Raw genomic sequence first — 26697 nt, forward strand, 5'->3', positions numbered from 1 at the left:
AAAAGTAAAAAAAAATAACCAGCATAAATATTTATGCTGGTAAACGCACGCTGTCACGAAATTGACATCGAAATTGCTCTCCAGAGAGCACTTCTTCCTTCATTAAAATGTCAAGGGAGTAATCAAATACATTTCGTTGCTTTTCAAGGTGGTCGTGAGTACGTACCATCAATTCATCCAATATTTTACTGTTTTCCTTCATAAGCTCTTCAGTGGTAACCATTTCCAGCTTGGCGATACCCAACGAAGTCAATCCGGATTTCATCATGGTTTCGACAATATTCAGGGCCTGATCAAAATCGCCACGCGAACCTGTGCTTCGTCCGCCATAATACATTTCTTCTGCAGCCGCTCCACCAAGTGCGATCATAATCTGATCTTCTAGATAATCTTTGGTGTACAGATACTGCTCTTGTTGAGGATTGTGACGTACATAACCAAGGGCTTGCCCCCGCGGAGTCAGCGTAACCTGACTGACACTTCCCGGACGGAGCAGCTCAGCCATAATGGCATGTCCCAATTCATGGATTGCCACCCGCTTTTTCTCTTCGTGGTTTGTTTCTCTGTCCGTTTTTTCCCCCATCATAACCTTGTCAATCGCCATCGACAGATGCCGCTGCTCAACCTCTGTCAATTCCTCACGCATCATATAAATTGCTGCCTCATTCATAACACTTTCGAGCTGAGCACCGGAGAAACCATAGGCTTCTTCGGAAATTTTATCGAGGTTCACATTGGCATGAAGCGGCTTATTTTTGGCATGTAATTCGAGAATCGATCTGCGGCCTTTTTTATCAGGCATGTCCACTTGAATATGACGGTCAAACCGGCCAGGACGCAGCAATGCTGAATCAAGCATTTCTTTACGGTTAGTGGCTGCTACCAGTAGAATGCGTGGTGTTTCGTTGTTATAGATCCCGTCCATCTCAGTCAACAGCTGATTCAAGGTCTGATCATATTCTCGCTGCTGTCCGCCTTCACGCTTTCCGCCAATTACGTCAATTTCATCTATGAAAATAATAGCGCTTTGCTTGTTTTCCTTAAGGGCGCGGGTACGGGCATCCTTAAACAAATCGCGGATACGGCCGGCACCGACACCTACGTACATTTCTACAAACTCACTGCCTGATGCTGCCACAAATACAGAGTTCGTATAATGTGCTGCTGCTCTAGCCATAAGGGTCTTACCTGTTCCTGGAGGGCCTGTAAGCAGAATCCCTTTCAAAGGCCGAATCCCGAATTTGCTGATTTCCTCATGCCGGATCAAAAAATCCAACGCTTCACGAAGCTCCTGTTTTGCATTGTCTTGCCCGCCAATTTCTTCAAAAGTAAGCTTTGAAGGTCCATCCTTCTTGCGTTTCTTCCCGGCACCTGCATTTACCGCAAGTCCGCCTCTTAAATGAGCAATGATAAGTAAAGCCGTGAGCATCCCAGCAGCAATTACAATCGGGAATATATTAATGCCTAGAAAAGCCATAAAAATAAACAAGACAGGAACAAATCCGATTAGAATTTCTTTAAGGTATTTAGGCATTATTCCATACCCCCAATGTCGCAGGTTTACGCGGCAAAATAATAAATTTGCTTTCTTTTCCATTACTCAAGCTTACATAGACATTATTGTCATCAATTTCTGTTGAGGCTATCACATTTTTATATTGTGGATATTGCGCTTTGAGTCCATCAAGTTCTGTGGGTATAAGTGTATATTTACGGCTCTCCATAGCTTCGGCTACAGAGAACATCGCTTTATCCCAGTATTCATCCAGCAGTTCACTGGAGTTCTGTTCTACATCAAGTTTTAGTGTACGTCCATCAATCATCGATTTTCCTTCTTGGGAGACGTACTGAACCAGTTCACGTAATTTCGTGCCTGGCTGGAGATCAAGTTTCAAAGTGACCTCATTGCGGTTAATACTGATATGAGAATTATTGACGCCCTCATATTGAGATACAATCTTCTGAAGTGGTTCCTGCATTGCAAACTGACGATACAAAAAGAAGCCACCAAACAATAGAGTAGCCGACAGTAGAGACGTTATCAGCACAGGTACAAGACGTAATTTCAAGAAACGTCCTCCTCTCAAAGATGACAAAATATAAAGCTCATTATAATAATTTATAGCTACTTGAGAGCTCATCAGAGAGACTGAAGTCTCTTATTGCTGTTCTAATTACAAGTAGTAGTATATCACAGGTGTATATACTAATTTCAAAATAAATGTGAATATATTTAAAATTTAATTTTTTAAATATTTCCATCAATACCAAATAAATTCCTCACTTTCGACAAAACTGGCCTTGATTTTTAATCAATCGGCCTATTTTCGTATGTGAATTTAAGAGAATATTCGGTGATAACTACCCATTCAGTATATCACTTAGTATATCACTTTTGTACATCAAATAAATGTAAACAAGCGAACTTATAATAAGTTCGCTTGTTTACTATGCCACCCTTAATTTCCTTATGTTCAGCTTAACTTTTAGGTAAACTGTAACCTTCGCCCATTCGGGACCCATCCGAAAAGCGATAAAATTGATAATAATACCGACCGCTCTGATTATAAAAAAGCTGCCAAGCATACTCTCCGTTATATACTCCCGGCAGCAAGCGTTCAATCGTTATGTCCGGAAGATCAGCTTTGATAATGCCGCGTATTTGGGCTTCCGAGGTTCCTTTACTTAGTTCCTCAGCAAACACTGCGTCGTCGCCTTCAGCAAATTTTCCATCTACCGTAAAGCGGACCCAGACCATAAGAGCAGTCCCGGCTTCATTTTTCCCAGTTAATACCCAGTACACTGCATTTTCATCCCAAACCGATTTTTGTGCTTTGGTTACCTCTGTTAGACCCGCTCTGGTTTTGGCAACATCCTTAGCGATATCACGCTCGTTCCATTGATCTTTCATAATATAGGCATAGAACTGGATAAGTCCAAACCCCAGGAGCAGAATCAGAACTGACCCCAGGAGGATCCATTTTTTCCTTTTCTTCAAGGTACAGCTCCCTTTCTAGTAATATATCTTTTTTGATTATATAACACACCCGCGTGTTTATCCAAAATTTCATAATTTTCTAGCTTTCCCAGTCTTAAAAATGCACAAAAGGCCGCAACTTTTGCTAAAAGCAAAAAGTCGCAGCCTATTAATTATTCGTTATTCTCCAGACTTAACGCTTCAATAAACCTTCGAAGGCTTCTTGCGCTTTACGCCGGATAGCTTCCTCATCCAGGGTTAAGCATTGTCCATGCTTGATGACCTGTTTACCATTCACCCACACATGCTCAACATCCTTAGCGCTAGCAGAGTAAACTGCATGAGACAACAGATCTGTGTGTGGCAGCAAATGCGGCTGATCGATATCAATAGCAATGAAATCTGCTTTCATCCCTACAGCAAGTCTGCCTACATTATTTAAAAAGATGGACTGCGCGCCATATTCTGTAGCCATACGCAGAGCCTCTGGAGCTGGAACAGCCGTTGGATCACCGCTGACACCCTTATGAATGAGAGCTGCAAGCCGCATCTCTTCAAACATATCCAAGTTATTGTTGCTTGCCGCGCCATCCGTGCCAAGAGACACCTTCACACCAGCTTTTAGAAGATCAGTAACCCGAGCCACTCCGCTAGCCAGCTTCAAATTACTGCCCGGATTATGAGATACACCCACATTATGGCGAGCCAAGATCTCAATCTCTTCATCATTTAAATGAACACCATGTGCAACTATCGAGGGACGTGTGAACATTCCAAGCTTCTCTAAGTGAGCTACAGGACGCAACCCGTAATCCGCCACATTTTGTTCCACTTCACGTTTCGTTTCGGACATATGCGTATGCATCGGTAAATCCAGATCATGCGCTGCCTGCACGAACTTAACCAGGAAGTCAGGAGGGCAAGTATAAGGGGCGTGTGGCGAGATCATAGTAGTAATTCTACCGTCAGCCTTTCCATGCCAGTTACGGGCAAAAGAAATCGCTTCCGCAAGCTTGTGATTCTGTATATCCTCTGGACATAACCCGATCACACCACGCATCAATACGGAACGGATACCTGATAACTCAGCTACCTCGGCTACTCGGTCCATATGATCATACATATCGAGGAAGGTCGTAGTTCCACCCTTCAGCATTTCCAATACAGATAAGGAGGTTCCCCAGTATACATCATCACCGGTGAACTTTTCCTCCATTGGCCACATCTTCTCCTGAAGCCACACTTGTAGCGCTAAATCATCTCCATATCCACGCAGCAAAGACATCGCCGCATGACCATGTGTGTTTACAAGTCCAGGCATGAACAGCAGACGGCTGCCATCAACCACTTGCACTCCAGCTTCCATCTGAGGCTCTTCTTTTCCTATGTAAGTGATTAAATCATCTTCAATAGTCATATATCCACTCAGAACCGGCTCATCCGTTCCCGGAGTCAGAAAATACCCGCCCTTAATTATCGTTTTATTGTTGTTCATGTTCACTTTCTTCCTTTCCATCCCGCAAGTAATAAGCAAGACTTTGCAGATCAGTTGTAAAATCAGCTGCATGCACCCGGATATTCGGTGGTGTCTTCAGAATCACAGGGGCAAAGTTCAAAATCGCTTCAATCCCAGAAGAAATGAGGATATCTGCTACATTTTGAGCTTCTGAATCAGGTACGGTAATAATGGCAATGCGAATACCTTGCTCACGAATTGTGCTGCCTAGTTCATCCATCGGTTGCACAGTAAGGGAGTTGATCTTACGTCCAACCTTAGGAGCGTACGAATCAAATATAGCCGTGATTTTCATAGTATCTTTGAGATATGCATTGTAATTAGACAAGGCATGTCCGAGATTACCTGCTCCAACTAAAGCTACATTAAGCTGTTGATCCAGCTTCAGGATATGACGGATTTTCTCAATAAGATACGTTACATCATAGCCGATACCTTTTCTGCCGAAGTCACCAAAATATGCTAAATCCTTACGAATCTGTGCGGGATTAAGATCAAGCTTTTGCCCAAGTTCCTGAGAGGAAACTGTTAATATTTCGCGATTCTGGAGATCATTCAAAAAACGCAAGTACACAGGTAGTCTGCGAACAACGGCTTCTGATATTTTATCCGATTTCATATTTTTCCTCCTAAAAATAGTAATGTTCTTGTGAAAATCCATATTCAAACGTCTACCTCTCCTTATTAAGGACGGTACTGTAACACACCGCCCTTAAGGATAAGGAGGAGCTAAACTGAAGACGAGCGTTTTAAGAAGCGCCGCCATCCTCTAGCCATTCCGCTATGCGAGGGACCATTTGATCAGTAAGCATATGCTCCATTTTGGGACCAGGCAATGAATAAAGGAAATACTTCCCGTAATGAGATTCAATAACCCTTGTATCATAAACAATAACTATTCCACGATCCTGCGCCGTGCGAACCAATCTTCCGAATCCCTGCTTAAAACGAATAACCGCTTGAGGAACAGATAATTTCATGAACGGATTCTTCTTCTGGGCCTGCAATAACTCCGACTTCGCTTCCGCCAACGGGTGATTCGGTGGTTGAAACGGAAGTCTCACGATGGCCAGGCAAGTCAGTGCTTCACCTGGAATATCTACACCTTCCCAGAAGCTGCTCGTCCCCAGCAATACGGATGCTGCACTGTCCTGAAAGCGGCGGATCAACTTGCTCCGGCTGCCACCTTCCACGCCTTGACCAAGCACCGTAATCTCTTGTGAGGCCAAAGCCTCTTTAAGCGGATCATATACCTGACGCAGCATTTTATAAGAAGTAAACAGAACCAGCATCCGCCCACGTGTTGTTTTAGCAGCTTCCGATAATGACTGTACGAGTGTATCGACAAATCGAGCATCGCCCACACTCCCCTTCACACTAGGAAAATCACGCGGTATAACTAGCAGTGCCTGCTCGCGATATTTAAAGGGAGATGGAAGGAGTGAGGTCATTAGACGTCCCTCTTCTGCAGCTTCGTTAAGTCCGAGATTATCAATCATAAATTGAAAAGATTTATCTACAGATAGCGTCGCCGAGGTAAGCACGATGCTTTTTTTCTTATCGAAGAACAACTCTTTAAGCTGGCTGCTAACATCCACAGGGACGGCATACAGCTGTAGGGATTTGCTACGGTAATTTCCATTTGCCTCCAGCCAATATACTACATTATCGTCATTCAGCCCCATAAAGAATCTTACTTGCTCACGTATGGAAGCCAAATCTTTAAATAAACCGCTAATATCAGTAACAAGGCTGTCTGCTGAGGATTGGCTTTCCTGGTCACGCATCTCGTTAAGCATTTTATCACCCTTACGGATGATGTCGCTTAACGTCAGATTCATAGTGTTCTCTAGCGCAACCAATTCATCCCAATCCTTCGGCTTACGGGCGGGAAGCAACCGCATAACCAGTTGTCCCGCTTCTCCTGCCCCTGCATCACTGCGTTCCGGCAATAGGCTGAACAGCTTGTCGCTGAGTGCATCCCAGGTTTCTTTGACAGTAAGCAGATCCGGGTAGATCCGATCGATGACTCCGCTCCATTCTGAAGCCTCTTCACTGCCTGACGACTGTAATATTTGACGCAGAGCAGGGAGCTGTCCGTTTCGGCTATCTTTATACAGTCGCGATAACGTGTGTGCCACCGTGAAATGCTTCATATGCATGCCAAGATGTTTACCAGCCACATCTTCTAAATGATGTGCTTCATCAATGACAAGATGCTCGTAAGCCGGAAGCAGCTGGTGCCCAGCCTTAACATCTGCGAATAGCTTGGAGTGGTTCGTAATAACCACATCAGCAATCCCAGCTTCATGCTTGGCCCTATGATAATAACATTTGCGGAACCAAGGACAAGAACGGCCCAGACAGGAATCGGTATCGCTTGCCACCGTCTCCCAGAAATCACCGCCCCGGCCGCTTAAATTCAGCTCTTCATCATCCCCTGATTCACTTTGAGTGAGCCATACAATCATCTGAGCGGCAGTAAGCGCATCTTCCCTTGGGCTTATAAAGTCCTTTTTATTAATTTTATGCTCAAACTTACGCAGACACAAATAATGCCCTCTTCCCTTAAAAATAGCAGCTTTAAACGGAAAAGGAACTACCTGCGTTAACAAAGGGATATCCCGCTCGCGCAATTGGTCCTGCAGATTAATGGTATGAGTGCTGACCATGACTTTTTCATTGGTGCGAACGCTTTGATAAATGGCAGGCAACAAATAACCGAGCGATTTACCGGTTCCTGTGCCCGCTTCGATCAGTAGGTGTTTGTCTTCGGCAAGTGCCGTCATCACCTCATTGATCATAATATCCTGAGCTTCCCGGCTTTCATACTGCGGTAATGTGTCTTTAAGTCGTTTGGTTACTTCGTCCATATAATCAGTAAAAGATAAATTCGCTAGCGGATTCTCAGCATGCTCATCTCTAGGTGGCGCTAACTCCGTCCAATCTCCTACTGCAAGCGCTAATTGACGATAGAAAGTCAGATCACCTTCGGGCTGTAGCGTCTCCGCTTCCCGCTCTCGCAGCAGACCATCAAAGTACCAGCCCAGATCACTATCCTCTTCGGTAAACAGCTCACAGAGTCTCTGGATCGTAAGCAGCGGCAGCTCGTAGAGCTCCTCCAGACATTTCAACAGCACTAAAGCAGTCGCAAGTGCATCACTATCTGCCTGATGCGGACGATCATGTGTCACTCCAAAATGAGCACTGACAGAGCCTAGCTGATAAGATGTGAGCGAAGGAAAGCAAATTTTCAGAAAATCAATCGTATCCAAAATCCGCCCTTGAAATGGCAAATAACCACAACGATCTAAAGCATTTTGTAAAAAATGGAAGTCAAAAGCGACATTATGCCCTACGAGCACAACATCATCCAAGAGCGGAACAAGCTCCATCATCATCTCATCCAGCTCAGGCGCATCCTTCACATCATCATCGGTAATCCCCGTCAGACCTGTTATAAAAGGAGGAATCGGCGTTCCGGGCTTGACATAGGAACCATATACCCGGGAGATGGACCGGTCTTCTTCTATAATTGCAAGGCCAACCTGGATAATTTCACCCACGGATTGGGTTCCTGTTGTTTCAAAATCAAGCACGGCAAATTTCATTATAATTCTATTCCCTTTCAATTGAGACTCTTAATCAGCATAACAGAAGTTGCGAAAAAAGGCGATGCACACCACTGGTTCAGGGGATGCATCGCTTGAATGGAAATTTCCAAAACCGTTATTCTTTTACAAAAGGGAAACCAGCTGATTTCCAAAATGCAGCTTCCCTCCACGACGGCGGCATACCTCTAAGTTAACGTTTGGTTCCGGAAGCGCAGGGTCATGCTGCAAAGCAAGATCAAACAATTCCTGCGCTTCATTGAAACGTTCCTGTGAGGCTCGTATGCACCCTAAAGCATTATAAACCATGGCTTTCAGCTTGGTTTCCCGTATCAAGCCCAGCATATGGTTCAGATGACTCCAAGCGGCCTCACCGTCACCTTCCTGCAGATAAGAGATGGCTAAATATAATCGAGCAGCCAAGCTATCCGGGTATTGCGCAATAACTTCTTTAAACTGATCAATACACTTTCCATACATCAGCAGCTTATAATACCCCTGACCTCTTACAAAGCAATCCATACACAGCTCTGGTGCTTCCTGTTCCGGCACTTCCTCTTCGACCTCTGCTGTAAAATCAGCACTTTCGCGAAAGGAACTAAGCTTCTCAGCAAAAGCGAGCCATTCATCCATCACTTTATCGCTCAGTCTATGCAGCATATTATAATTGCATAAAAGCTCGTTCCGGCGGGCACCCTCCGCTGTAGGGTAATCTGTTACGATCTCCTGAAGCACCTTGTTCATTTCAGCAAACAAATGTTGAAACATGGGCGATCCCCCCTTACTGAAGATGAAATCAGTTCAGCTTGCCTGACTTCATTTTCTGCGAGATCGGGGTCTTTCATCCCTGCCATTCATTACATGGCGTAAGTCCATACATTAAGCGATTGTAGCATGCAATTCATGATCAGCCAGCTTCACTGGTTTGTTATTCTCATCCACGAATACCACCGTTGGCTTATGTGACTCCAGTTCTTCCGAGGACAACATCGCATAGGAAATGATAATTACTGTATCGCCCGGCTGAACAAGACGAGCTGCGGCACCATTAAGACAGATCACTCCGCTTCCACGCGGTCCAGGGATTACATAGGTTTCCAGTCGCGAACCATTATTGTTATCCACAATTTGAACTTTTTCATTCTCAAGAATGTCTGCGGCTTCCATCAAGCTCTCATCAATGGTAATACTGCCCACATAGTTTAAATTCGCTTCCGTTACTGTTGCGCGGTGAATTTTGGATTTCATCATATGTCTAAACAAGTGCAGCAACCTCCTTTGGAATAAATACATTATTATCAATTAAGCGTGTTCTGCCAAACTTCACGGCGAGCGCTATTATAATTTCCCCATCCACTTCTGATAAAAGAGCTTCATCCTCTAATCCTTCAAGATCAGGGAATGTTAGGATCTCCGCATAATCAATCACCGCTAGAGGAGAGCTGGAAATAACCGATGTCAACAATTCCCGCACTTCAGCAACGGTTGTTACTTTTCCTTCTTCAATGGACTGACGTGCTTCACGTAAGGAACGAGATAACACCAATGCCTGACTACGCTCCTCTGGAGACAAGAATACGTTACGTGAGCTGAGTGCAAGTCCATCCCCTTCACGAACGATCGGACAAGGAATAATTTCGACATTCATATTAAGATCGGACAGCATTCGGCGAAGCACAGCAACTTGTTGAGCATCCTTCAGCCCAAAGAAAGCATAATCCGGCTGTACGATATTGAAGAATTTATTAACCACTGTGGTTACACCATCAAAATGCCCAGGGCGGGAAGCCCCACAAAGACGGGTAGTAAGCTCCGATACCGAGACCGTAGTCCGAGTAGGCTGCGGATACATTTCTTCCACACTGGGGATAAATACAATATCTACTCCCTCACGTTCAGCGAGTTCCAAATCACGACGCTCGTCACGCGGATAGGAATCATAATCCTCGTTTGGCCCGAATTGCAAAGGATTCACAAAAATGCTCATTACCACTGTGTTGCTCATTTCTCCAGCCCGGCGAAGCAGACTGGCATGTCCGTCATGCAAGTATCCCATCGTAGGAACGAACCCAATCGGGGCGTGCCCGCCTTGTCTCATATACTCCAAAGCTTCGCGCAGCTGCTCAATGCTTCTGACGACTCTCATTTATTTCCCTTCCTTTCTTGCAGCGCCATATAAAGATTCCAAAACCGTTTCATCTGCATTAAAAACGTGACTTTCATCTGGGAAGGAACGTTCCTTCACTTCCTTCACATATTGGCTGATGCCCTCACGGATTACATTACCCACATCCGCATAGGTTTTGACAAAACGTTTCTCACGGTAAGGTGAGGCATACCGCAGCAAATCATGGAAAACCAATACCTGTCCATCACAGTAACGGCCTGCACCGATCCCAATGGTTGGGATGCTAAGCGCTTCAGAGATCGCTTGGGCTACTTCTTCCGTTACCAGCTCCAGAACGATTGCAAAAGCACCTGCGGCCTCAAGCGCCTTAGCTTCATCCATCAGGCGTTGCGCATCTTTGGCATCTTTGCCTTGAATCCGGTAGCCACCAATCATATTCACGGATTGCGGAGTAAGCCCGATATGTCCCAGTACAGGGACTCCCGCAGCTACCACCGTAGCTACAGTCTCACAAATCTCGAGTCCACCTTCCATTTTGACGGCATGAGCCCGCCCTTCCTGCATTAATCTGCGCACTCCCCGCAGAGTTTCATCTACACTTCCGTGATAAGTCATAAATGGCATATCCGCCACGATAAAGGTGCTTTGTGCTCCTCGAGTTACCGAGCGGGTATGGTACACCATATCTTCAATCGTTACCGGTAAAGTTGTATCGTATCCAAGGACTACATTCCCAAGAGAGTCACCAACCAAAATAAGGTCGATACCTGCTTCTTCTGCAAGAACTGCAGACGGATAATCATAAGCGGTCAGCATGCTCAGTGGCACACCTTCTGCTTTCATTTTTTTCATTTTTACAATATTTAGCGCTTGTTTGTTTGCCATTTCTCTTTTCGTCCTCCTTTTTTAAGTAACCTGCCCGTAAAAATCGCAACAAAAAAACCTTTTAGCAATCATTTGCTAAAAAGGTCCGAAGGGCAAAAAAGAGTCACTTGCGATCGTCCCTTCTGTCTCGGTCCTTACGGCTCAGAGCAGAATCCAACGTAACCGTCAAACGCAGTTATGAAGGTATTTCCAATAATAAAAATATAAAAAAGTTCTTCAGTTCAAGAGTACAGTTCGTTAAACGATACCGCCTCCGACCCATAGTATAACAAAAAAAGCTCGGAATTACACGAAAAAAATATGACAAGGGATGATACCCTTGTCATATAAAAAATATTATAAAAGTTCAATTTCACCTGAGCATACGTTAGAGATCTCTCCTAAGCTGTTTTTAAGCAGCAGACCACCTATTTCATCCAAACCTACTACCACACCTTCGGAACGCCCCTGAGGGCTATTCAGTGCGATCTGGCGGCCCAAAGTCACTGACATGGACTCCCATAGTTCTTTGATGGGTTTAAAACCTTGCTTCATGTACAAATTGTAATGCATCTCCAGCTCGTCCAAAACTGCTTTTACCAGCTCAGAACGGTCAACTGGAGCACCCCCCCGCTCAATCCGAAGTGAAGTCGCGACCTCCTGCAGATGATCAGGATAATCTTCCTCTGTCATGTTCGCGGAAATGCCAATTCCAGCAATGCAATAATGAAGCTCCCCTTCTCTTAGAGAAGATTCCAGTAAAATCCCACAAATCTTACGACCGCCTGCGAGCAGATCATTCGGCCATTTGATGCCGGCATCTACACCTGTTACCCGTCGAATTGCCTTACAGACGGCAACCCCAGCCAGCAATGTCAGCTGCGGAGTCTCCGACAAGGGTAATTGGGGCCGTAACACAATACTCATCCAAATGCCCTTGCCACGGGGAGAAAACCACTTTCTTCCCATTCGGCCTCGGGCGCCGGTCTGTTCTTCCGCGATGACAGTTGTCCCTTCCGGCGCGCCGTTCTCCGCTAAAAACTTAGCTTCTTCTTGAGTGGACACCACAGATTCCAGCAACTGAATGACGCCTACCCAATTCGAAGCGGAGGTCTCTCGCTTCAGCTCAGTTAGCGACAGCGCTTTATCATCGCTCATGTCTATCCATCCTTTTTGCTTCAAGCAGTAATAATTGTTTATCGTTAGGTAAATCACCTGAAGCGACCGCTTGCAGGAGTCCATTTAACATTTTGCCTAGCCATGGTCCCGGACGTTTGTCCAAAGCCCCCACCAGCTCATTGCCTGTAATCTCAAGCTCTGAAAGGCTGGTTAGCGGCATTTGAGCGATCCATTCTCTTGCCGCTTGTACATTTACAGCGGCAGGTGTTGTTGAGGCCTCTGTCGATTCCACGACGGAAAAGGCAGAAGAGGCCGCCGGTGAAACCACAGCGGGAAGCGAAGGTGCGGCGGCTGGCAGGATCGCCAGCAGCGAGAGCCACCCTTCGGCGGCTTCCACGCCGAAGGCCAGCACGGCGGCGATCCATTGCCGCCGCAGACCTTCCATGCCGCCCTTACCCGGCGGCATGGCCTCTATCGCAGCGGTCCAAGCTTCGCGGACCCGCAGCACCTGGACGACGCCGCTCCGCGTCGTCCCCGAGAACGTCCATGCCCGCAGCAGCACATCGGCCTCTTGGGCCGATTGCTTCAGGGCATGGAGGAGAAGCGCCCACCGCAGGCGGGCGCTCTCCAGTTCCCCGATCCCGGCCGTTAAGGCGGCAGCAGCCGCCATATCGGTTCCGGTCCAGGGGAACGGGGCTTTGCCGCGCGCCAGCAGCTCGCAGCGCGCTAGCATGCCGAGGCCGCGCAGAGGATGCGGCCCCTCGACGATGCGGTCCAGCTCCGCGCGGACACGCTCCACAGCAATATGCGCCAGCTTATCCCGCTGGCGCATCAGGCCCCTCCACGTGTTCTTCGCGATGGAGAAATCCAGCACCGATGCAAAACGAATGCAGCGAAGCATACGAAGTGCATCTTCGTCAAACCGCTCCTCCGCATCGCCTACACAGCGAATCACCTGCAGCTGTAGATCCTTCTCACCCTCAAAAGGATCAATAAGTTCCCCATTTAATCCACAGCAAATCGCGTTGATCGTGAAATCACGACGACGAAGATCCTCCTTCACATCGTTGACGAAAAAAACATGCTCAGGACGACGGTGGTCTACATAACCACTCTCTGTCCGGTATGTCGTCACTTCAAACCCACAACCATCCTGTATCACGGTGACCGTACCATGAGCTAATCCTGTTGGCACACTGCGCGCAAAGATAGCTATCACTTCCTCTGGCAGTGCTGAGGTTGTAATATCCATATCATGCACTGGCCTACCCAATAGCTCATCGCGAATACATCCTCCAACCCAATAAGCCTCGTGACCATTTTGGGTTAACTCGGAAATTACAATCTCCGCTGCAATTGCCATCGCAGAAGGTGCCATTGTCCATTCCATATATGACTCCTTACCCCCGAACCGGGTCCAGTCCAAGTACCTTGCGCCCCAGCACCCGGTAATAAATATCTTCATATTGTTTCGTTATCGAATCCTTACAGAAATCTTTGCAGGCTGTTTGTAAACAAGCTTCTCTGAACTGTTGCACCATACGTTCATCCGACAGGAGCTTAACTGCATATTTAGCCATAGCCGTTGTATCGCCAATCGGTGCAAGGAATCCAGTCTTTCCATGCTCTATAAGCTCAGGGATGCCTCCGGTTTGCGAGCCAATCGTCGGTACGCCGCAAGCCATTGCTTCCAGAGCAACCAGACCAAAGCTTTCCTTCTCGGAAGGTAGCAGAAGCAGATCAGCTAAAGAGATCACCTGAGCGATTTCATCCTGCCTTCCCAGAAAACGAACTTTATCTTCCAGACCCATTTCGCTAATTTTGGCTTGAATTTTGGGAAGATCCGGACCTTCACCTACAAGCAGCAGGCGTGAAGGCAGTTCACGATTCACTTTTGCAAAAACGTCAACAACATCGCTGACTCTTTTTACAGGACGGAAATTACTGATATGCATCAAAATCTTCTCATCAGGCGCTGCGAAATCTCCCCGCAGATCCGTTACATCACGCGGATAATAGACCCGATGATCCACGAAGTTATAAGTGAGATCAATGTCGCGGGTAATATCGAGTACGTCCCTTGTTTCTCTAATAAGATCCTGAGAGACCGCCGTAACGGCATCACTTTCATTAATCCCCAGACGAATCAAATCTTTAAGCGATTCATCCTGACCAAGCACCGTTATATCCGTACCATGCAAAGTCGTTACAACCTTCATATCGTTCCCAAGCATTTGCTTTGCAAGGAAAGCACACACTGCGTGTGGCACTGCATAGTGAACATGGAGAAGATCCAGATTTTGCATTTTGGCAACCTGAGCCATCTTCGTAGCAAGCGCTAGATCGTACGGAGGATAGCGGAATACATAATAATCGTTTACTTCTACCTCATGGTAAAAAATATTTTTCTGAAACGTTCCCAATCGGAACGGGATACTATGTGTAATAAAATGAACTTCATGACCCTTCTCGGCCAAGAGTTTACCTAATTCAGTCGCAACTACGCCTGAACCGCCAAGAGACGGATAACAGGTAATTCCTATTTTTAGCATACGTTCCATCTTCCTGTCTCCTTCTTCTCCAGTATTGATTCGTGTAATGAATCATCTATTGTTTGTCGGCCGCTTTCAAAAAAGCGAAGCGAACACCGTTTCTTTCAAAATCACACAGGACTTCATTTCTCTAAGCTGTTCAAAAAAAGCTCTCAGGAGCGCAATGGGGTATTCATTCCAAGCGCTCCTGGATCAATCATAATCAGCTTATTATATTATCATACAAACTTCGTTATATCCGTTTCTTAAGTAAACAATTCCACCGTATGAGGTACCTTGGTTGCAAACCCTTCTGCATAAGGAATCAGTCTGCGCTGGCCAAGCAGCATATCTCTCGAACGGACTCGTTCAATGTAGCCTTCCGTTAACGGTGTGGATACAGTATCCGCACCCGGAGGTTTGGTGAACTGGGAGCGATAGCAGGACAATGCCTGCTCCTTCAAGCCATATTGTTCAGTAACATCAACAATAAGATCGGTACGTCCTAAATCATTGATAAAATAGAAGTACAGCTGTGGAGCAGGAATTGCCGGCTTGTCCGGCATATATTTACGTAGCTTGGCATTAAAAACAGCCTCTTCCACCAGCTTGCTACAGGCGATATGATCGGGATGACGATCCTCCCAATAAGGAGCAAAAACTATCGTAGGAGAAAAGCGGCGAATTTCAGCAGTCACAGCCGCCACATGCTCTGCTGTAATAAAAAGCCCTCTATCTGGCAGACCCAGGTTTGTCCGCACGGATGCTCCGAGAAGGTCTGCAGCTTGCTGCGCTTCTTGCTTGCGAAGTTCTACTGTACCGTTCGATGACATTTCCGCGGCTGTTAAATCGCAAAGTCCCACCTTAAGTCCCGCAGCGGTATGTTTTGCAATTGTTCCTGCCATACCAATCTCCGCATCATCTGCATGCGCACCAAATACAAGAATGTCCAGCTTCATTCATCAACACCCGGTTTGTATTTGTGAACCAGTGCACGCCAAGCAAAATCACCACGATCAATCGCCTTCACAAGAACCTCCGCTGTGGCAATATTCGTAGCTACCGGTATCCCGTATACGTCACACAGACGAAGCAGAGCTGAAATATCAGGTTCATGTGGCTGCGCCATTAATGGATCCCGCATGAAAATAATAAGATCCAGTTCATCCTGTGCTACCATGGCACCGATTTGCTGATCTCCACCTAATGGACCAGACATGTAACGATGAATTTTTAAGTTAGTTACATCCATAATCCGTTGGCCAGTAGTCCCTGTAGAAAATAGTTCATGACCTTCAAATACATGTTCATAAGCTAATACAAAATTTACGATTTCATCTTTTTTACGATCGTGGGCAATAAATGCGATCTTTAACATGGTGTTCTCTCCTGTCTATTCTATAAAGTGCTCGAATCCATAGATCAAGCCTGTATATCCCATTACCTTTTCAATACCCATCTTAACGCCTGGCATATATCCTGCACGCTCATAAGAATCATGGCGAATCTTCAAAGATTGTCCGAATCCACCAAAAATCACTTCTTCTTGAGCAAACACACCAGGAAGACGGACACTATGTATCCGGAATCCGTTATAGTAACCACCACGGGCACCTTCAATGGTTTCTTCCTCTTTAGGATTACCTTGACGAAGTTCCTCACGAACTTCCGAAATCATCTCTGCGGTTTTGACCGCAGTTCCAGATGGAGCATCCAGTTTCTGGTCACCATGATACTCTATAATTTCCAGATGCGGGAAGTACTTTGAAGCTTGTGCCGCAAATTTCATCAATAGAATAGCTCCAATGGAGAAATTCGGAGCAATAAGTCCGCCAATCCCCTGTTCTTGACACTGCTTGTCCAGTTCCACCATCTGCTCCGGTGTGAATCCGGTTGTACCGATAACCGGACGCACTCCGTACTTAATAGCTAGCGCTGTATTCGTATACGCTGACTGCGGTGTAGTGAAATCGACAAGGACATCTCCGTTGCTTCCCGCGAGGGCGGCCTCAAGATCAGAAGTTACAATAACGCCTGAGTCTTCCAGACCTACCAGACGCCCTGCATCAATATCGCCCGAAGAACGATCTACTGCTGCTGCTAACTCCAGCTCTTCGTCCTGCAATACAAGTTTAACAACCTCTTTACCCATTCTTCCGCCTGCGCCGGATACAACGACCCTGATTTTGTTATTCATATTTTTTCCATCCTCGCTCTCACTAGTTATATAGTTATTGCATATACGATTGTATGGATTTCTGAAGGTCTCTCATCAATTCCCGCAAGCCAGAATCATCCGGATGTAACGAAATCACTTCTTTTAAGGCAGTCATAGCTTGTAAATGTTCATTCACTCGGCTATGCGCGATAGCAAGCCATACATAAGCATCCCCATATAATGGATCAAGGGTAATAGCCTCTTTGAGCAGTGTAATCGGATGATAAGGGTTGCGAGTTTTGTTATCTTCATCTTCTATCAACCGTTTGGCTTCTTGTACATGCATCATAGCCTGCAAATGCTGCAGATGCAGACTATACTCAGGTTTGCTGGTGTCCAGCTTTACAGCAGCCTGAGCATGAACTAAAGCTTTATCTAGCATACCACTGCGGGCATACGTTATGGAACAACGATATCTAACCTCGGCATCAGCAGGGCTTGCTGCAATTGCAGACTCGAAGCAAACAATAGCTTCGGCAAAGTCACTGCGCAATATCGAGCGGTAGGCCTCTCTTACATAATCCTTATGATCCATATACACACCATCCTCACGGCTAAATCCCGTTCGTTTGGTACAGCATATGTTATAGAGGCCTAATCGGTGTCTTTCGGCGTCCAACGTCCCGCATCACGGGTATTAAATTTATGCATTACCTTATTATGCGCTTCCGTCAGGTCTATCCCGAGAGAATTTGCAAAACAAACGGTAATAAAGAGAATATCTCCCAGTTCAAGTTCAATGGAATTCTCAGCTTCATCAGACTTCTTAGGCTTCTCGCCGAACTCATGATTGACCTCTCTAGCCAGTTCTCCGACTTCCTCGGACATGCGGGCCAGCATAGAGAGTGGACTGAAGTACCCTTCCTTAAACTGCGATATATAAGCGTCTACTTCACGCTGTATGTCACCAAGACTTTTGTCCATAAAATGTAACTTCTCCCCCTCTGTATATCTTGCCTTCTGTTTGCCCCTATGTTATCGTAAAGACGTTTTGAAGACAATCTTTTTTGAATATTTTAACACACGCAAGAAAAGGTATACTTATTATAGGAAAAGAAAAACTGCCTACAAAAGGCCTAACGAGGGATTTCATGAATTCAAAAAAGGTAATTACAATCAGCAAGACAGTCGCTCCCATCTTGCTCGGAGCCGCAGTATATGCCTTCGGGCTACTGTATTTCATCATTCCTAATCAGTTGATGGAAGGCGGCGTAACCGGGATCACACTTCTCCTTAATTATGCCTTTAGTATTCCCATCTTTTTATCCACACTGCTGATCAATCTTCCTTTGTTTCTGCTAGGCTGGAAAGTTCTAGGCGGGCGGCAAATTGTGTATACAGGTGTAGGGATTGGGGCATTGACCTTTTTCCTGTGGGTTTTCGAACGAATGATTACTGCGGGATGGATTATCCCCTTCAGTACCGAACACGACTTTATTCTTGCGGCACTGTATGCAGGAGTAACGCTTGGAACGGGGCTTGGGCTTGTATTCCGTTTTGGGGGTACAACAGGTGGTGTAGATATTGTCGCAAGAATTCTGGGACGGAATTTTGGTTGGAGCATGGGGCAGATTATTTTGGCCATCGACATTATTATTATTGGCTCTTCCATCCTCTACATTCCTAAAGAAAAAATACTTTACACACTCGTCGCAGTTTTTATCTCATCACGAGTTATAGATTTTATCCAAGAAGGCGCCTATGCTGCCAAGGCATTTACAATTATCAGTGATGAAGCACCACAAATTGCCGATCTGATTACAGCCGAAATGGACCGTGGTGTAACCCTCATCCCTGCCATTGGTGCTTATTCCAAGCAAGCCAAATATATGGTGTACTGTGTAGTCTCAAGGCAAGAAATCCGCCGGCTAAGTCTGCTGGTCAAATCCGTTGATCCACGCGCCTTCGTAATTATTAGTGATGTACACGACGTACATGGAGAAGGCTTTCGAGAAACCTAAATAAAAAGGAGTGTAGGCCATTTCAAGCCCACACTCCTTTTTGCTGTTTATAATTTCATCCTACGGAATCGGCTTCCAATTCTGATTCTGACCACGATACTTGCGATAGGCTACATAGGCTAACGCAGCTATAATGAAGCTTGCGGCTAACCCTCCCCAAATCCCAAATTCTTGCGATGCCAGCGGCAAGGACAAAGCAGGTTCATCCTTCTCTTTTCCGAACATTACTCTTACCGCATCCTGACCATAAGATACAATTTCAAGCAGGCGGGCACGTTGAACCTTTTGTGAGGACGAAGGAATGCCGGCCGCATATGAGAGCCAGGAATCAAAAGCATTCACAACTTCAGGCTGGCGGGAGACAATCACTGCCGGCCGGATGTTATCATACCTGCCCTGCAGTCTTTCCAGAGCTGTTTTCCAGCCCGCCAAATCATTCGCAACCGCACTTTGCTCCATCGCATTTAGATCCTCACGAATCAGCTTGTAGTACTGAAGCCAAATAGGCTGGCGCGGATGATTAAGACTGTTGGCAGCTAGACGTAGCTTGGCGGCTGCCGCTTCCCATTGCTGTGGATTTATTTTCGCTCCTGCCACGGTAGCCTTCAGGTCCATAATGACCCCTGACAATGCATTAATACCCTCCACAGAGGTCATTCCTTCAAAGGATGAGGACACAAAGATCTTGGAGATCGCTTCGGTCTCCTGTCGGACCTTCATTACATCTCCTTCCAAAACATACCCATACAATGCCTCAGCAGCTTGTTCCAGCTGCTGCGCTCCAGTCTTTCCGCTCATTACTGCCAAACCGTTGCCCGAACTAATGTCGGCGCTTTGCTTCGAAGCTTTGCCAGACCCTTCACCAGCATCCCCTAGCGCTGCTGAAGCCTTTACAACATCCATACTGGACAGCAGCCAGCAGAATACTAGAACAACCACTACATAATATCTCCCGCGGAGCATGAGACATCCCCCTCCTACTTAAGAAGAAACGACGTTGTCGTCTTTTAAAGACGATATTCGTTTCTCGTAAAATTATAAGGATAAAGCATAGTATAAAACTTATACTTCTTATAATTCTAAATGTATGGCAGGGGGACAAGGGATAGAACTGCTTACTAACGTCTATTCTTGAACTGATAGATTGACTCTACCGGTCTTTGTCTTCTACTAAACAACCAAGCAGCTGCAACACTAAGCAGCGTAAGCGCCATTGTAAAGTACTGTACCTGTATAACATAATCGTTCAAAACAGAAGGTAACCACGGATAGATTCCGTAAGAATAATCCAGCATATCGTTGGCGAGTGTCCAAAGCAGGGCTAATGGAATCATTTTGCGGAAAGAAAAAAACCTTGCATAAATCAATGCTTCAACTGCCATCCCCGTATGGGAGATTACCAGCATCCAATCTTTCCAAACCAAAACATCACCGTGATAACCCCCGGCAAAAATAATACTCACTGCCCATATCCCGTACTTCACTGACGTAACGACCGCCAAAGCCTCAATAAGTTCCCTTACATTGTTTCCTGTGTAGCTTTTTGGAGGGAAGAGCATCAGCAACAGAGCCAAGGTAAAAAACAAACTTGCGGTTGGACTATCCGGAACAAATGGAAGCAGCCAGTGTGGATAATTAGCCGCAGTGAACTCCAGTTGATTGCCATACCATATGTAACCATAAATTGTACCCAGGAAATTTACGATAAATAACAACCAAATAATTCCCCGGTTCTTAAACAGTTTGTTAAACCAATGAACTGGCATACAGATTATTAACCTCCCCAAGTAATGGCACTTTGCATTTAGACATACAAAAACCTGACCGCATGCACGATCAGGTTGCGTTATCATTATTTTACTGTTCGCTTTTTTGTTTGGCAAGCCAGCCGGCCAAGGTATCAATATCCGCTTCTGATAGACCTGCTCCCAAGGCGGTATCGTACATTTTCGGCATCTGCCCTTGACCCTCTTTTATAATAGTAAGGATTGCTTCTTTGTCATGAGTGTCTCCAACTCCACGAAGTGAAGGTCCGCCCGCCCCTTTCAAATCCGCTGCGTGACAGGAGATACAAGTGGCTTGCTTGAAGAGCCCCATAGCAGGATCATCCTTGTCCACAATCGCTACTTCTTTTGGCTTAACGGCACTGGAGGTCGGAAGACCCTTTGCCCTGTTCTCCGCCGCCTTTTCTTCCCTTTGAACATCTTCAGGAATCTGATCCGTTTCAGCCATTTCATGTTTGTATTCAGTCCAGGCTGTATTGGTCAAATAAACAATTGCTGCAAGTGACAAGAACATTAAAGATGAAGCAATCGGCCTACGGTAAAAGCGACGCTCTCTACCCGTATCCAGAAAAGGAGCCAACAGAAGTGAACCAAAAGCTACACCAGTAACTCCTAGTGTACCCAGAACGATATAATCGCCCGAAGCATATGGGAGCTTCAAATACTGATAGAGGAACAAGAAATACCAGTCAGGAATCGGGATAACCGTAGCACTAGCATTTGCTGGAAACCCTAGCGGAGCTGGCTCTGAAATAGTAAGGACTAATATTCCTACAAGTACAACGACTCCGACCATCCATTCCTTCAGTAGAAAGTTAGGGATAAAGGCTTCCGATTTGCCGGGGTAAGCCGTGTAGTCCGGAGGTGTGATAAATCCGTTCCCTCTGCGAACTCTGGAATCACCGACATATACAACCTTTTCCTTAGAATTGTTTCCATGCGCCATCCGTATTCCTCCTCTCTCAGATTAACTTACAACGGTCCGGAAATCCCTTGTCTGCGGATCATAATAAAGTGTCCTACGAGCAGACTAAGAAGCACCGCTGGGAGGAAGAATACATGTAATGCGAAAAAACGAGTTAAGGTTTCGGCACCAACAATCGTTCCACCTTGCATCAGTTCCTTCAGCACCGGCCCCATCACTGGAACAGAATTGGCTATTTCAAGAGTTACCTTTGTTGCGAAATAAGCTTTATTATCCCAAGGCAACAAGTAACCTGTTAAACCAAGTCCCAACATTACGAAGAAAATCAGCATTCCAACTACCCAGTTCATCTCGCGCGGCGCTTTGTAAGAGCCTGTAAAGAAGACGCGCATTGTATGAAGGAACATCATAACAATTACTAGACTTGCGCCCCAGTGATGCATCCCGCGGACAATCTGTCCAAATGCAACACTTGTCTGCAAATACTCAACACTAGCATAAGCATTAATAATGTCCGGAACATAATACATCGTTAAGAACATACCTGATAAAATCTGTATGACTGTAATAAAAAAGGTCAGTCCGCCAAAGCAATACACGAACGCAGAGAAATGATGGGCCGGATTAACATGCTCAGGAACCTCGTGATCGGCCACGTCTCTCCAAATCGGCGTAACATCCAGACGTTCGTCAATCCAGTTATAGACATTTTTAAACATCAGAACTACGCCTCCTCACGAGCTACTGTATTTGGCACAATGTCTCCCAAAAGCACCCACCCGTTATCGAATTTCGTTTTATACTGGTCAAGCGGCTTAGGAGCAACTTCGAGATTTTTGCCAAGCTTTGTATAACGTGCACCATGGCAAGGGCAGTGATATTCGTCCGGATGAGCTTTATCGTTGTTCCACCCGACCGTACATCCCAAATGTTTACAAATCGGTGAAAGCGCATAAATATCACCCTTCGCGTCTTTCCGGATCCACGCAGTGAGTGTCGCTGTACTGTCGTACCATCCGTCCTTCTGTTTCAATTCAAAAGTAAATTCCTGGGGCTCTTCGGTGATTTTGCTTATCTCAGCAACCTTGATAAAATCTCCAGCACCCTTCTTATGTAATATCGGATCCACGACAAAACGGACCATGGGGAGAATTGTACCCGCCCCCATAAAAGCAGTGGCGCCACCAAGCGTGTAGGTCAAAAATTGCCTGCGCGACATCTCTTTACGGCTGGGTGGTTGTTCAGGCCATGTCTCCTGTTGTTCATTATGGCTGCTCATACTGTTATATAACCCCCTTCTCAAGATATAAGAAAGTATCTGTGGTGTCCGATCAGAGATGTCTCAATATAAATAATCCGTTTTCAAATCTTTTCAATGAAATACATCACATACCATTTGGATTCAACCTAATAATAGCTTAGGCTCCAAAACCCGTCAAGAATATTGTCTAATTTGTGACAGGCTAAAAAGCGGTTTCAACCTATAATTGTTGATTTTCTGTCACATTTATAAGGAGTTCATCCCCGCCACATGTCTTGAATTTTCATACTAATTTCACTGTTATTCCTCCCTTCTTGAGAAGCCTCAATGATAGGCAGAGAGAGAACTAAATCGCTTTCATAGATTTGGCTTTCTTGGAGAGGTACATCCGCTGTCAACACCACTACATGCTGGAAACCACTGGATTTGACTTTTTGGCAAATCTCATTAATTAAATTCACATAGCCCTCTCCAGCGTACTGAATGGCTGGGTAAGTCACGATCCGCCCTTTGAACGGTATTTCCACCATATCCATGAAATTACGTAATCTTTCGAGTGCCTGAACGGTCTCAGGAGGACTCTCAAGTCCACTTAATCCTGTAAAAGGTATGAGACATGTATCATAGAATTTTTGATTTTCTTCCCAAGTGTCCACTTCAAAATCGCTGAATTTCATTCCCATTCATCTCCCTATGTATAATTGTTAATTTTTCCGTTCTTTCGCAAAGCTTCCTGAAGTTATAGAACCCATTATATTGAAGGAGGAGGAGGAACGTCCAGATTTAGATTTTATATTTTCGTTCGATTAAGCAAATTGAGTAGATTATAAGCAAAAAAAGAAATGCGCTAAGCGCATTTCTTTATGCCAAACTTTTAAGTTCCTCAGTAAGATTTCGGAAAGCCATCTCATCTCCGGTAGCCAGCGCCGTGTCAATCTCACGGTGCAAGATGTCGGAGCGACGCTTTCGCAGCGCTTCATCCCACACCATTTCTGCCGCAAGTCCTAGCATCACTTCATACGTAGCCTTCATTTTGTCCATTCGATACACCTCCGCTGTTTAAGAGATCCTTTTTTCTTGTTATTTGATATTTTGATATCCATCAAGATGATTATGTTTTCGGTTTCAAGAGAATCGGCACCTACTAAAGCATATTCATCAATCCTGTCTTCGTTCTACATATTTGCCCATTCCGCTCAATACTTCCTCTATTGTACCCATCAGCAACAATAACGGATTCCTACATCTGCGTATGTAATCCCCATAAGCATTTCGCACACGCACCTCTACCGAAGATACTTAGGCACGGCTGTCTCTATCCCCCATGGCGTCATCATCACAGCGAGTCCACCAGAAGTCTCGCCCAATTTAAGCATCCCTAGGTGCACCATCATCCGTATTATACGTTGCTCTAGAATAGAAGCAGCACTGTCATAATAAAACGGTTTAATTAGCCACCCCACACCATCCACTAAAGAAGGTACTGTCACCCAATTACCGGCGCTGATGCTTATCCAATACACAAGTGAAGGTAGATTTGGCACAGCCCCTTTATATAGTCTTAACCAAAAAGAGAATATCTGCATCAACGAATCACATTTTCCATCGTTTAACACAGCCTCACCGGTCGCAGTAAGCCTTAGCCGGAAGCCTTCCTCAGAGATCCAGCGGCGGTGACGAATATAGTCATACAAAAGCGCAAATCTTGGAGGATAATGCTCACAAGCTCTCCCATAACCAAACCTCCAACCGCCTTTGCTAAGAAGCTCCTCCGGAATATGAAGCGCGTTCATCACACCTTGCTGATAACGCCTATACATTGCCCCTTCCTGATTCAGTTCTGGCTCATTGTCCTTAATATATCTCAGCAGCATTACCAGATCACTGATCATTAATTCTCCTTCACTGCGATACATCACAGGTTCAGGGCTAGTTGCGATGCTCTCTTTGATATGCGCACTCATCGTCTCCCGAAAACGCTCTTTTAAATCTTTGGGTACCTGGTACAAATATCTGGTCTGCTGTGAGGAACCACTAAAGAGCCAGCCTCCACTCTTGAAGCGAGAGACCATCTCCCGGAAACCTCCAGTTTTTCCTTCAGGTGCATCAAAAGACGCTTGCCTTGCCACAGCCAACAAATCCTCAAGACTAAAGTAGGTGCGTTCATCAAAAAGCAATGTATTCAAAAACCTTAAATCCTCCGGAGTGCATTCCCGGATATGAGACTCCATAAAACTTCTGCTTCCAAGCATAATCAAAATACTTTGGATCAAGTCGTGTTTGGAATTCTGTTTGCATTCACACCGGTAGCGGCCCGCTATGGCGGTCAGCTGTCCAATATCTGCATAAGTAAGCATATCCGCCAGATTCATGTTTTATCGCCTCACCGTTTTACTACCATTATGGGGAATACTGCCTATTTTATTCCCTTTATTGCAAAAAAAATAACCCGAAGCCCGGGTTAATGCTGATTTTGCAGGATATGGCGAGTACAATTATATAAAATAGGGTTCCATTCCCGCTCTTTCTTCTCCAGAATCGTCAAGGATAGATTGCCAATTCGTTCAGAATACTTATCCTTGTAAAGAGCAGTATACAGCTGAGCAAGAAATCCTCCATGGGATATGACGAGTATATTCCGATTGGGATGCAATGCAGAAATATCTTCCATAAAAGCAAGAGCCCGAGCCTGAAGCTGTTCGTCGGTTTCTTGACCGAGGGAGAGCTGGCTCCATTCCTTCCCCCACTTCTCTTCACGTTCTGCGGCAGTAAGCCCTTCTACCTGCCCATAAGCACGTTCCCGGATACGCTGATCAGGTTCTAATAGCGGAATCCCTAACTTGTCAGCAATAATCTTACCGGTCTCAGCAGCGCGGGAAAGATTACTAGTAACGCAGCAGTCCCAGCTGTACGGTTCCTGTAATAAGCGGTCAGCAAGCATTGCAGCTTGCATCCGTCCTTCATCATTAAGTGGAATATCACTTTGTCCCTGTATTTTCCCTATCGCGTTCCAGTCCGTCAATCCATGGCGTATCAAGCCGATTAGCATGTTGCCTCCCCCTTTTCAGCAAAGTATTTGTCTCTTAATGTAACATGGATGAAATAAAAAGTCTTCTTTTTATGAGTTTTACAATGCAAAAAGCCCCTCATTACATTAAGTAAAGGGACTCATTCAATGTTCTGAATATTATAAACAACGGAAGCAAAGACATACGTCTAATAACCCTCTATGATCGGCGATAACGATTCAGCCTAGTTAATGAAAATACTGCAAAGCCTACACCTAACATTGATAACATCATCCAGTATTGAGGATGAGTGGGTCCCATACTTACTACAAGGGGTTCAATGATCCCACCTTCAGAGCCCAAAATTGGATACGTTGATTGCCATTCCATCGAGGATCCAGCGACACCTGTCTCCACAATTCCACTCTGAGCAACAACTGCATCACCTGGAGTTCTGAACATCGTAAAATAAAGAACGCTGGACAGAAATATTGCCAGAAAGCATGCGATCCATAAGCTAAGCCGATGACGAACAATAGCAGAGGTCCCAGCAGATTTCCCGTCACCGGGCATCAACCATGGACTCTCTAAATAAATCCGCTCCATGACCTTAACATTTATGGCTTCAGCACGCTCTTCACTGATCTCTTCCCTCAAATCTTGCATAAGCAGGCTGCTCTCTTGCCATAGAGCCCATTCTGCAGCGCAGTAAGGACAAGTTTCAATATGTCTTTCAAGTAAAATCCGCCTAGGATGTGTGGGGGGAGCGTCCCACAAGAGCGGAATACATTCTT

29 protein-coding genes are annotated in these 26697 nt (G+C 45.5%); 1 reads left to right on the forward strand and 28 read right to left on the reverse strand.

Features of this window, described 5'->3' with window-relative positions:
- Positions 1 to 31 precede the first annotated feature (31 nt).
- The 18 genes from MKY54_RS20970 to MKY54_RS21055 form a co-directional block, all read right to left on the reverse strand.
- Positions 32 to 1534, reverse strand: coding sequence for an AAA family ATPase (locus MKY54_RS20970; protein ID WP_076276715.1), 1503 nt, complete (start codon positions 1532 to 1534; stop codon positions 32 to 34).
- The gene (locus MKY54_RS20975; RefSeq protein ID WP_076127549.1) at positions 1527 to 2069 is read right to left on the reverse strand and encodes a hypothetical protein; all 543 of its coding nucleotides are present in this window, start codon (positions 2067 to 2069) and stop codon (positions 1527 to 1529) included. The genes MKY54_RS20970 and MKY54_RS20975 overlap by 8 nt, the downstream gene beginning before the upstream one ends.
- A gap of 410 nt (positions 2070 to 2479) precedes the next feature.
- Positions 2480 to 2998 (reverse strand): DUF5590 domain-containing protein, encoded by a 519-nt coding sequence (locus MKY54_RS20980; RefSeq protein ID WP_076278333.1) that lies wholly within the window; start codon positions 2996 to 2998, stop codon positions 2480 to 2482.
- A 172-nt stretch (positions 2999 to 3170) separates the two neighbouring features.
- Positions 3171 to 4472 (reverse strand): amidohydrolase, encoded by a 1302-nt coding sequence (locus tag MKY54_RS20985; protein ID WP_339187820.1) that lies wholly within the window; start codon positions 4470 to 4472, stop codon positions 3171 to 3173.
- Complete coding sequence (locus MKY54_RS20990) at positions 4459 to 5112, reverse strand: redox-sensing transcriptional repressor Rex (RefSeq protein ID WP_036676294.1); 654 nt, start codon at positions 5110 to 5112, stop codon at positions 4459 to 4461. The genes MKY54_RS20985 and MKY54_RS20990 overlap by 14 nt, the downstream gene beginning before the upstream one ends.
- A 130-nt stretch (positions 5113 to 5242) precedes the next feature.
- On the reverse strand, positions 5243 to 8104 hold the full coding sequence (dinG, locus tag MKY54_RS20995; protein ID WP_076134667.1) for an ATP-dependent DNA helicase DinG: 2862 nt from the start codon (positions 8102 to 8104) through the stop codon (positions 5243 to 5245).
- Between the two features lie 126 nt (positions 8105 to 8230).
- The gene (locus tag MKY54_RS21000) at positions 8231 to 8872 is read right to left on the reverse strand and encodes a hypothetical protein (RefSeq protein ID WP_076183993.1); all 642 of its coding nucleotides are present in this window, start codon (positions 8870 to 8872) and stop codon (positions 8231 to 8233) included.
- Positions 8873 to 8983: 111 nt separating this feature from the next.
- Positions 8984 to 9367 carry an aspartate 1-decarboxylase gene (panD, locus tag MKY54_RS21005; protein WP_036676288.1) on the reverse strand — a complete coding sequence of 128 codons (384 nt, stop codon included), beginning with the start codon at positions 9365 to 9367 and terminating at the stop codon, positions 8984 to 8986.
- Positions 9360 to 10250 carry a pantoate--beta-alanine ligase gene (panC, locus tag MKY54_RS21010; RefSeq protein ID WP_339187821.1) on the reverse strand — a complete coding sequence of 297 codons (891 nt, stop codon included), beginning with the start codon at positions 10248 to 10250 and terminating at the stop codon, positions 9360 to 9362. Before panC ends, panD begins: the two co-directional genes overlap by 8 nt.
- A complete protein-coding gene (gene panB / locus MKY54_RS21015) occupies positions 10251 to 11117 on the reverse strand; it encodes a 3-methyl-2-oxobutanoate hydroxymethyltransferase (protein ID WP_076127540.1) in 867 nt (288 codons plus the stop codon). It lies immediately after the preceding gene.
- Between the two features lie 336 nt (positions 11118 to 11453).
- On the reverse strand, positions 11454 to 12254 hold the full coding sequence (locus MKY54_RS21020; RefSeq protein WP_076127538.1) for a biotin--[acetyl-CoA-carboxylase] ligase: 801 nt from the start codon (positions 12252 to 12254) through the stop codon (positions 11454 to 11456).
- Entirely contained in the window at positions 12244 to 13605 is a 1362-nt protein-coding gene (locus MKY54_RS21025) for a CCA tRNA nucleotidyltransferase (protein ID WP_339187824.1), read from the reverse strand. Before MKY54_RS21025 ends, MKY54_RS21020 begins: the two co-directional genes overlap by 11 nt.
- Positions 13606 to 13615: 10 nt before the next feature.
- Positions 13616 to 14776 (reverse strand): N-acetyl-alpha-D-glucosaminyl L-malate synthase BshA, encoded by a 1161-nt coding sequence (bshA, locus tag MKY54_RS21030; RefSeq protein ID WP_076127535.1) that lies wholly within the window; start codon positions 14774 to 14776, stop codon positions 13616 to 13618.
- Positions 14777 to 15012: 236 nt separating this feature from the next.
- Positions 15013 to 15705, reverse strand: coding sequence for a bacillithiol biosynthesis deacetylase BshB1 (gene bshB1 / locus MKY54_RS21035; protein WP_076127533.1), 693 nt, complete (start codon positions 15703 to 15705; stop codon positions 15013 to 15015).
- Positions 15702 to 16124, reverse strand: coding sequence for a methylglyoxal synthase (mgsA, locus tag MKY54_RS21040; protein WP_036676275.1), 423 nt, complete (start codon positions 16122 to 16124; stop codon positions 15702 to 15704). The genes bshB1 and mgsA overlap by 4 nt, the downstream gene beginning before the upstream one ends.
- 15 nt (positions 16125 to 16139) lie before the next feature.
- Positions 16140 to 16943 carry a 4-hydroxy-tetrahydrodipicolinate reductase gene (gene dapB / locus MKY54_RS21045; protein WP_036676273.1) on the reverse strand — a complete coding sequence of 268 codons (804 nt, stop codon included), beginning with the start codon at positions 16941 to 16943 and terminating at the stop codon, positions 16140 to 16142.
- A 34-nt stretch (positions 16944 to 16977) separates the two neighbouring features.
- The gene (locus tag MKY54_RS21050) at positions 16978 to 17499 is read right to left on the reverse strand and encodes a tetratricopeptide repeat protein (RefSeq protein ID WP_036676272.1); all 522 of its coding nucleotides are present in this window, start codon (positions 17497 to 17499) and stop codon (positions 16978 to 16980) included.
- A gap of 59 nt (positions 17500 to 17558) precedes the next feature.
- Positions 17559 to 17888, reverse strand: a complete 330-nt coding sequence (locus tag MKY54_RS21055; protein WP_036676271.1) for a nucleotide pyrophosphohydrolase — start codon at positions 17886 to 17888, stop codon at positions 17559 to 17561.
- A 167-nt stretch (positions 17889 to 18055) separates the two neighbouring features.
- On the opposite strand from MKY54_RS21055, the gene MKY54_RS21060 reads away from it, so the two are divergent.
- Positions 18056 to 18925 carry a YitT family protein gene (locus tag MKY54_RS21060; protein ID WP_076127532.1) on the forward strand — a complete coding sequence of 290 codons (870 nt, stop codon included), beginning with the start codon at positions 18056 to 18058 and terminating at the stop codon, positions 18923 to 18925.
- Between the two features lie 60 nt (positions 18926 to 18985).
- Here MKY54_RS21060 and MKY54_RS21065 read toward each other — a convergent pair whose 3' ends face one another.
- From MKY54_RS21065 to MKY54_RS21110, 10 genes are all read right to left on the reverse strand, one after another.
- Complete coding sequence (locus tag MKY54_RS21065; protein WP_339187826.1) at positions 18986 to 19888, reverse strand: sporulation protein YpjB; 903 nt, start codon at positions 19886 to 19888, stop codon at positions 18986 to 18988.
- A gap of 155 nt (positions 19889 to 20043) precedes the next feature.
- Positions 20044 to 20691: a DUF1405 domain-containing protein gene (locus MKY54_RS21070; protein ID WP_051490910.1), complete on the reverse strand. Its 648-nt coding sequence runs from the start codon at positions 20689 to 20691 to the stop codon at positions 20044 to 20046.
- Positions 20692 to 20782: 91 nt separating this feature from the next.
- Positions 20783 to 21655: a menaquinol-cytochrome c reductase cytochrome b/c subunit gene (locus tag MKY54_RS21075; RefSeq protein WP_076127526.1), complete on the reverse strand. Its 873-nt coding sequence runs from the start codon at positions 21653 to 21655 to the stop codon at positions 20783 to 20785.
- 26 nt (positions 21656 to 21681) lie between these two features.
- A complete protein-coding gene (locus MKY54_RS21080; protein WP_036676266.1) occupies positions 21682 to 22353 on the reverse strand; it encodes a cytochrome b6 in 672 nt (223 codons plus the stop codon).
- 5 nt (positions 22354 to 22358) lie between these two features.
- The gene (locus tag MKY54_RS21085; RefSeq protein ID WP_076127525.1) at positions 22359 to 22913 is read right to left on the reverse strand and encodes a ubiquinol-cytochrome c reductase iron-sulfur subunit; all 555 of its coding nucleotides are present in this window, start codon (positions 22911 to 22913) and stop codon (positions 22359 to 22361) included.
- Positions 22914 to 23152: 239 nt separating this feature from the next.
- Positions 23153 to 23572: a DUF2487 family protein gene (locus tag MKY54_RS21090; RefSeq protein WP_076127523.1), complete on the reverse strand. Its 420-nt coding sequence runs from the start codon at positions 23570 to 23572 to the stop codon at positions 23153 to 23155.
- A gap of 184 nt (positions 23573 to 23756) precedes the next feature.
- Positions 23757 to 23936, reverse strand: a complete 180-nt coding sequence (locus MKY54_RS21095) for an IDEAL domain-containing protein (RefSeq protein ID WP_036676261.1) — start codon at positions 23934 to 23936, stop codon at positions 23757 to 23759.
- 245 nt (positions 23937 to 24181) lie between these two features.
- Entirely contained in the window at positions 24182 to 25267 is a 1086-nt protein-coding gene (locus tag MKY54_RS21100; protein WP_076127522.1) for a hypothetical protein, read from the reverse strand.
- 89 nt (positions 25268 to 25356) lie between these two features.
- Positions 25357 to 25944 (reverse strand): histidine phosphatase family protein, encoded by a 588-nt coding sequence (locus tag MKY54_RS21105; protein WP_076127520.1) that lies wholly within the window; start codon positions 25942 to 25944, stop codon positions 25357 to 25359.
- A 178-nt stretch (positions 25945 to 26122) separates the two neighbouring features.
- Positions 26123 to 26569, reverse strand: a complete 447-nt coding sequence (locus MKY54_RS21110) for a hypothetical protein (RefSeq protein ID WP_051490909.1) — start codon at positions 26567 to 26569, stop codon at positions 26123 to 26125.
- Between the last annotated feature and the right edge of the window lie 128 nt (positions 26570 to 26697).

Source organism: Paenibacillus sp. FSL P2-0121, from assembly GCF_037975345.1.
Classification (GTDB): Bacteria; Bacillota; Bacilli; order Paenibacillales; family Paenibacillaceae; genus Paenibacillus_AQ; species Paenibacillus_AQ odorifer.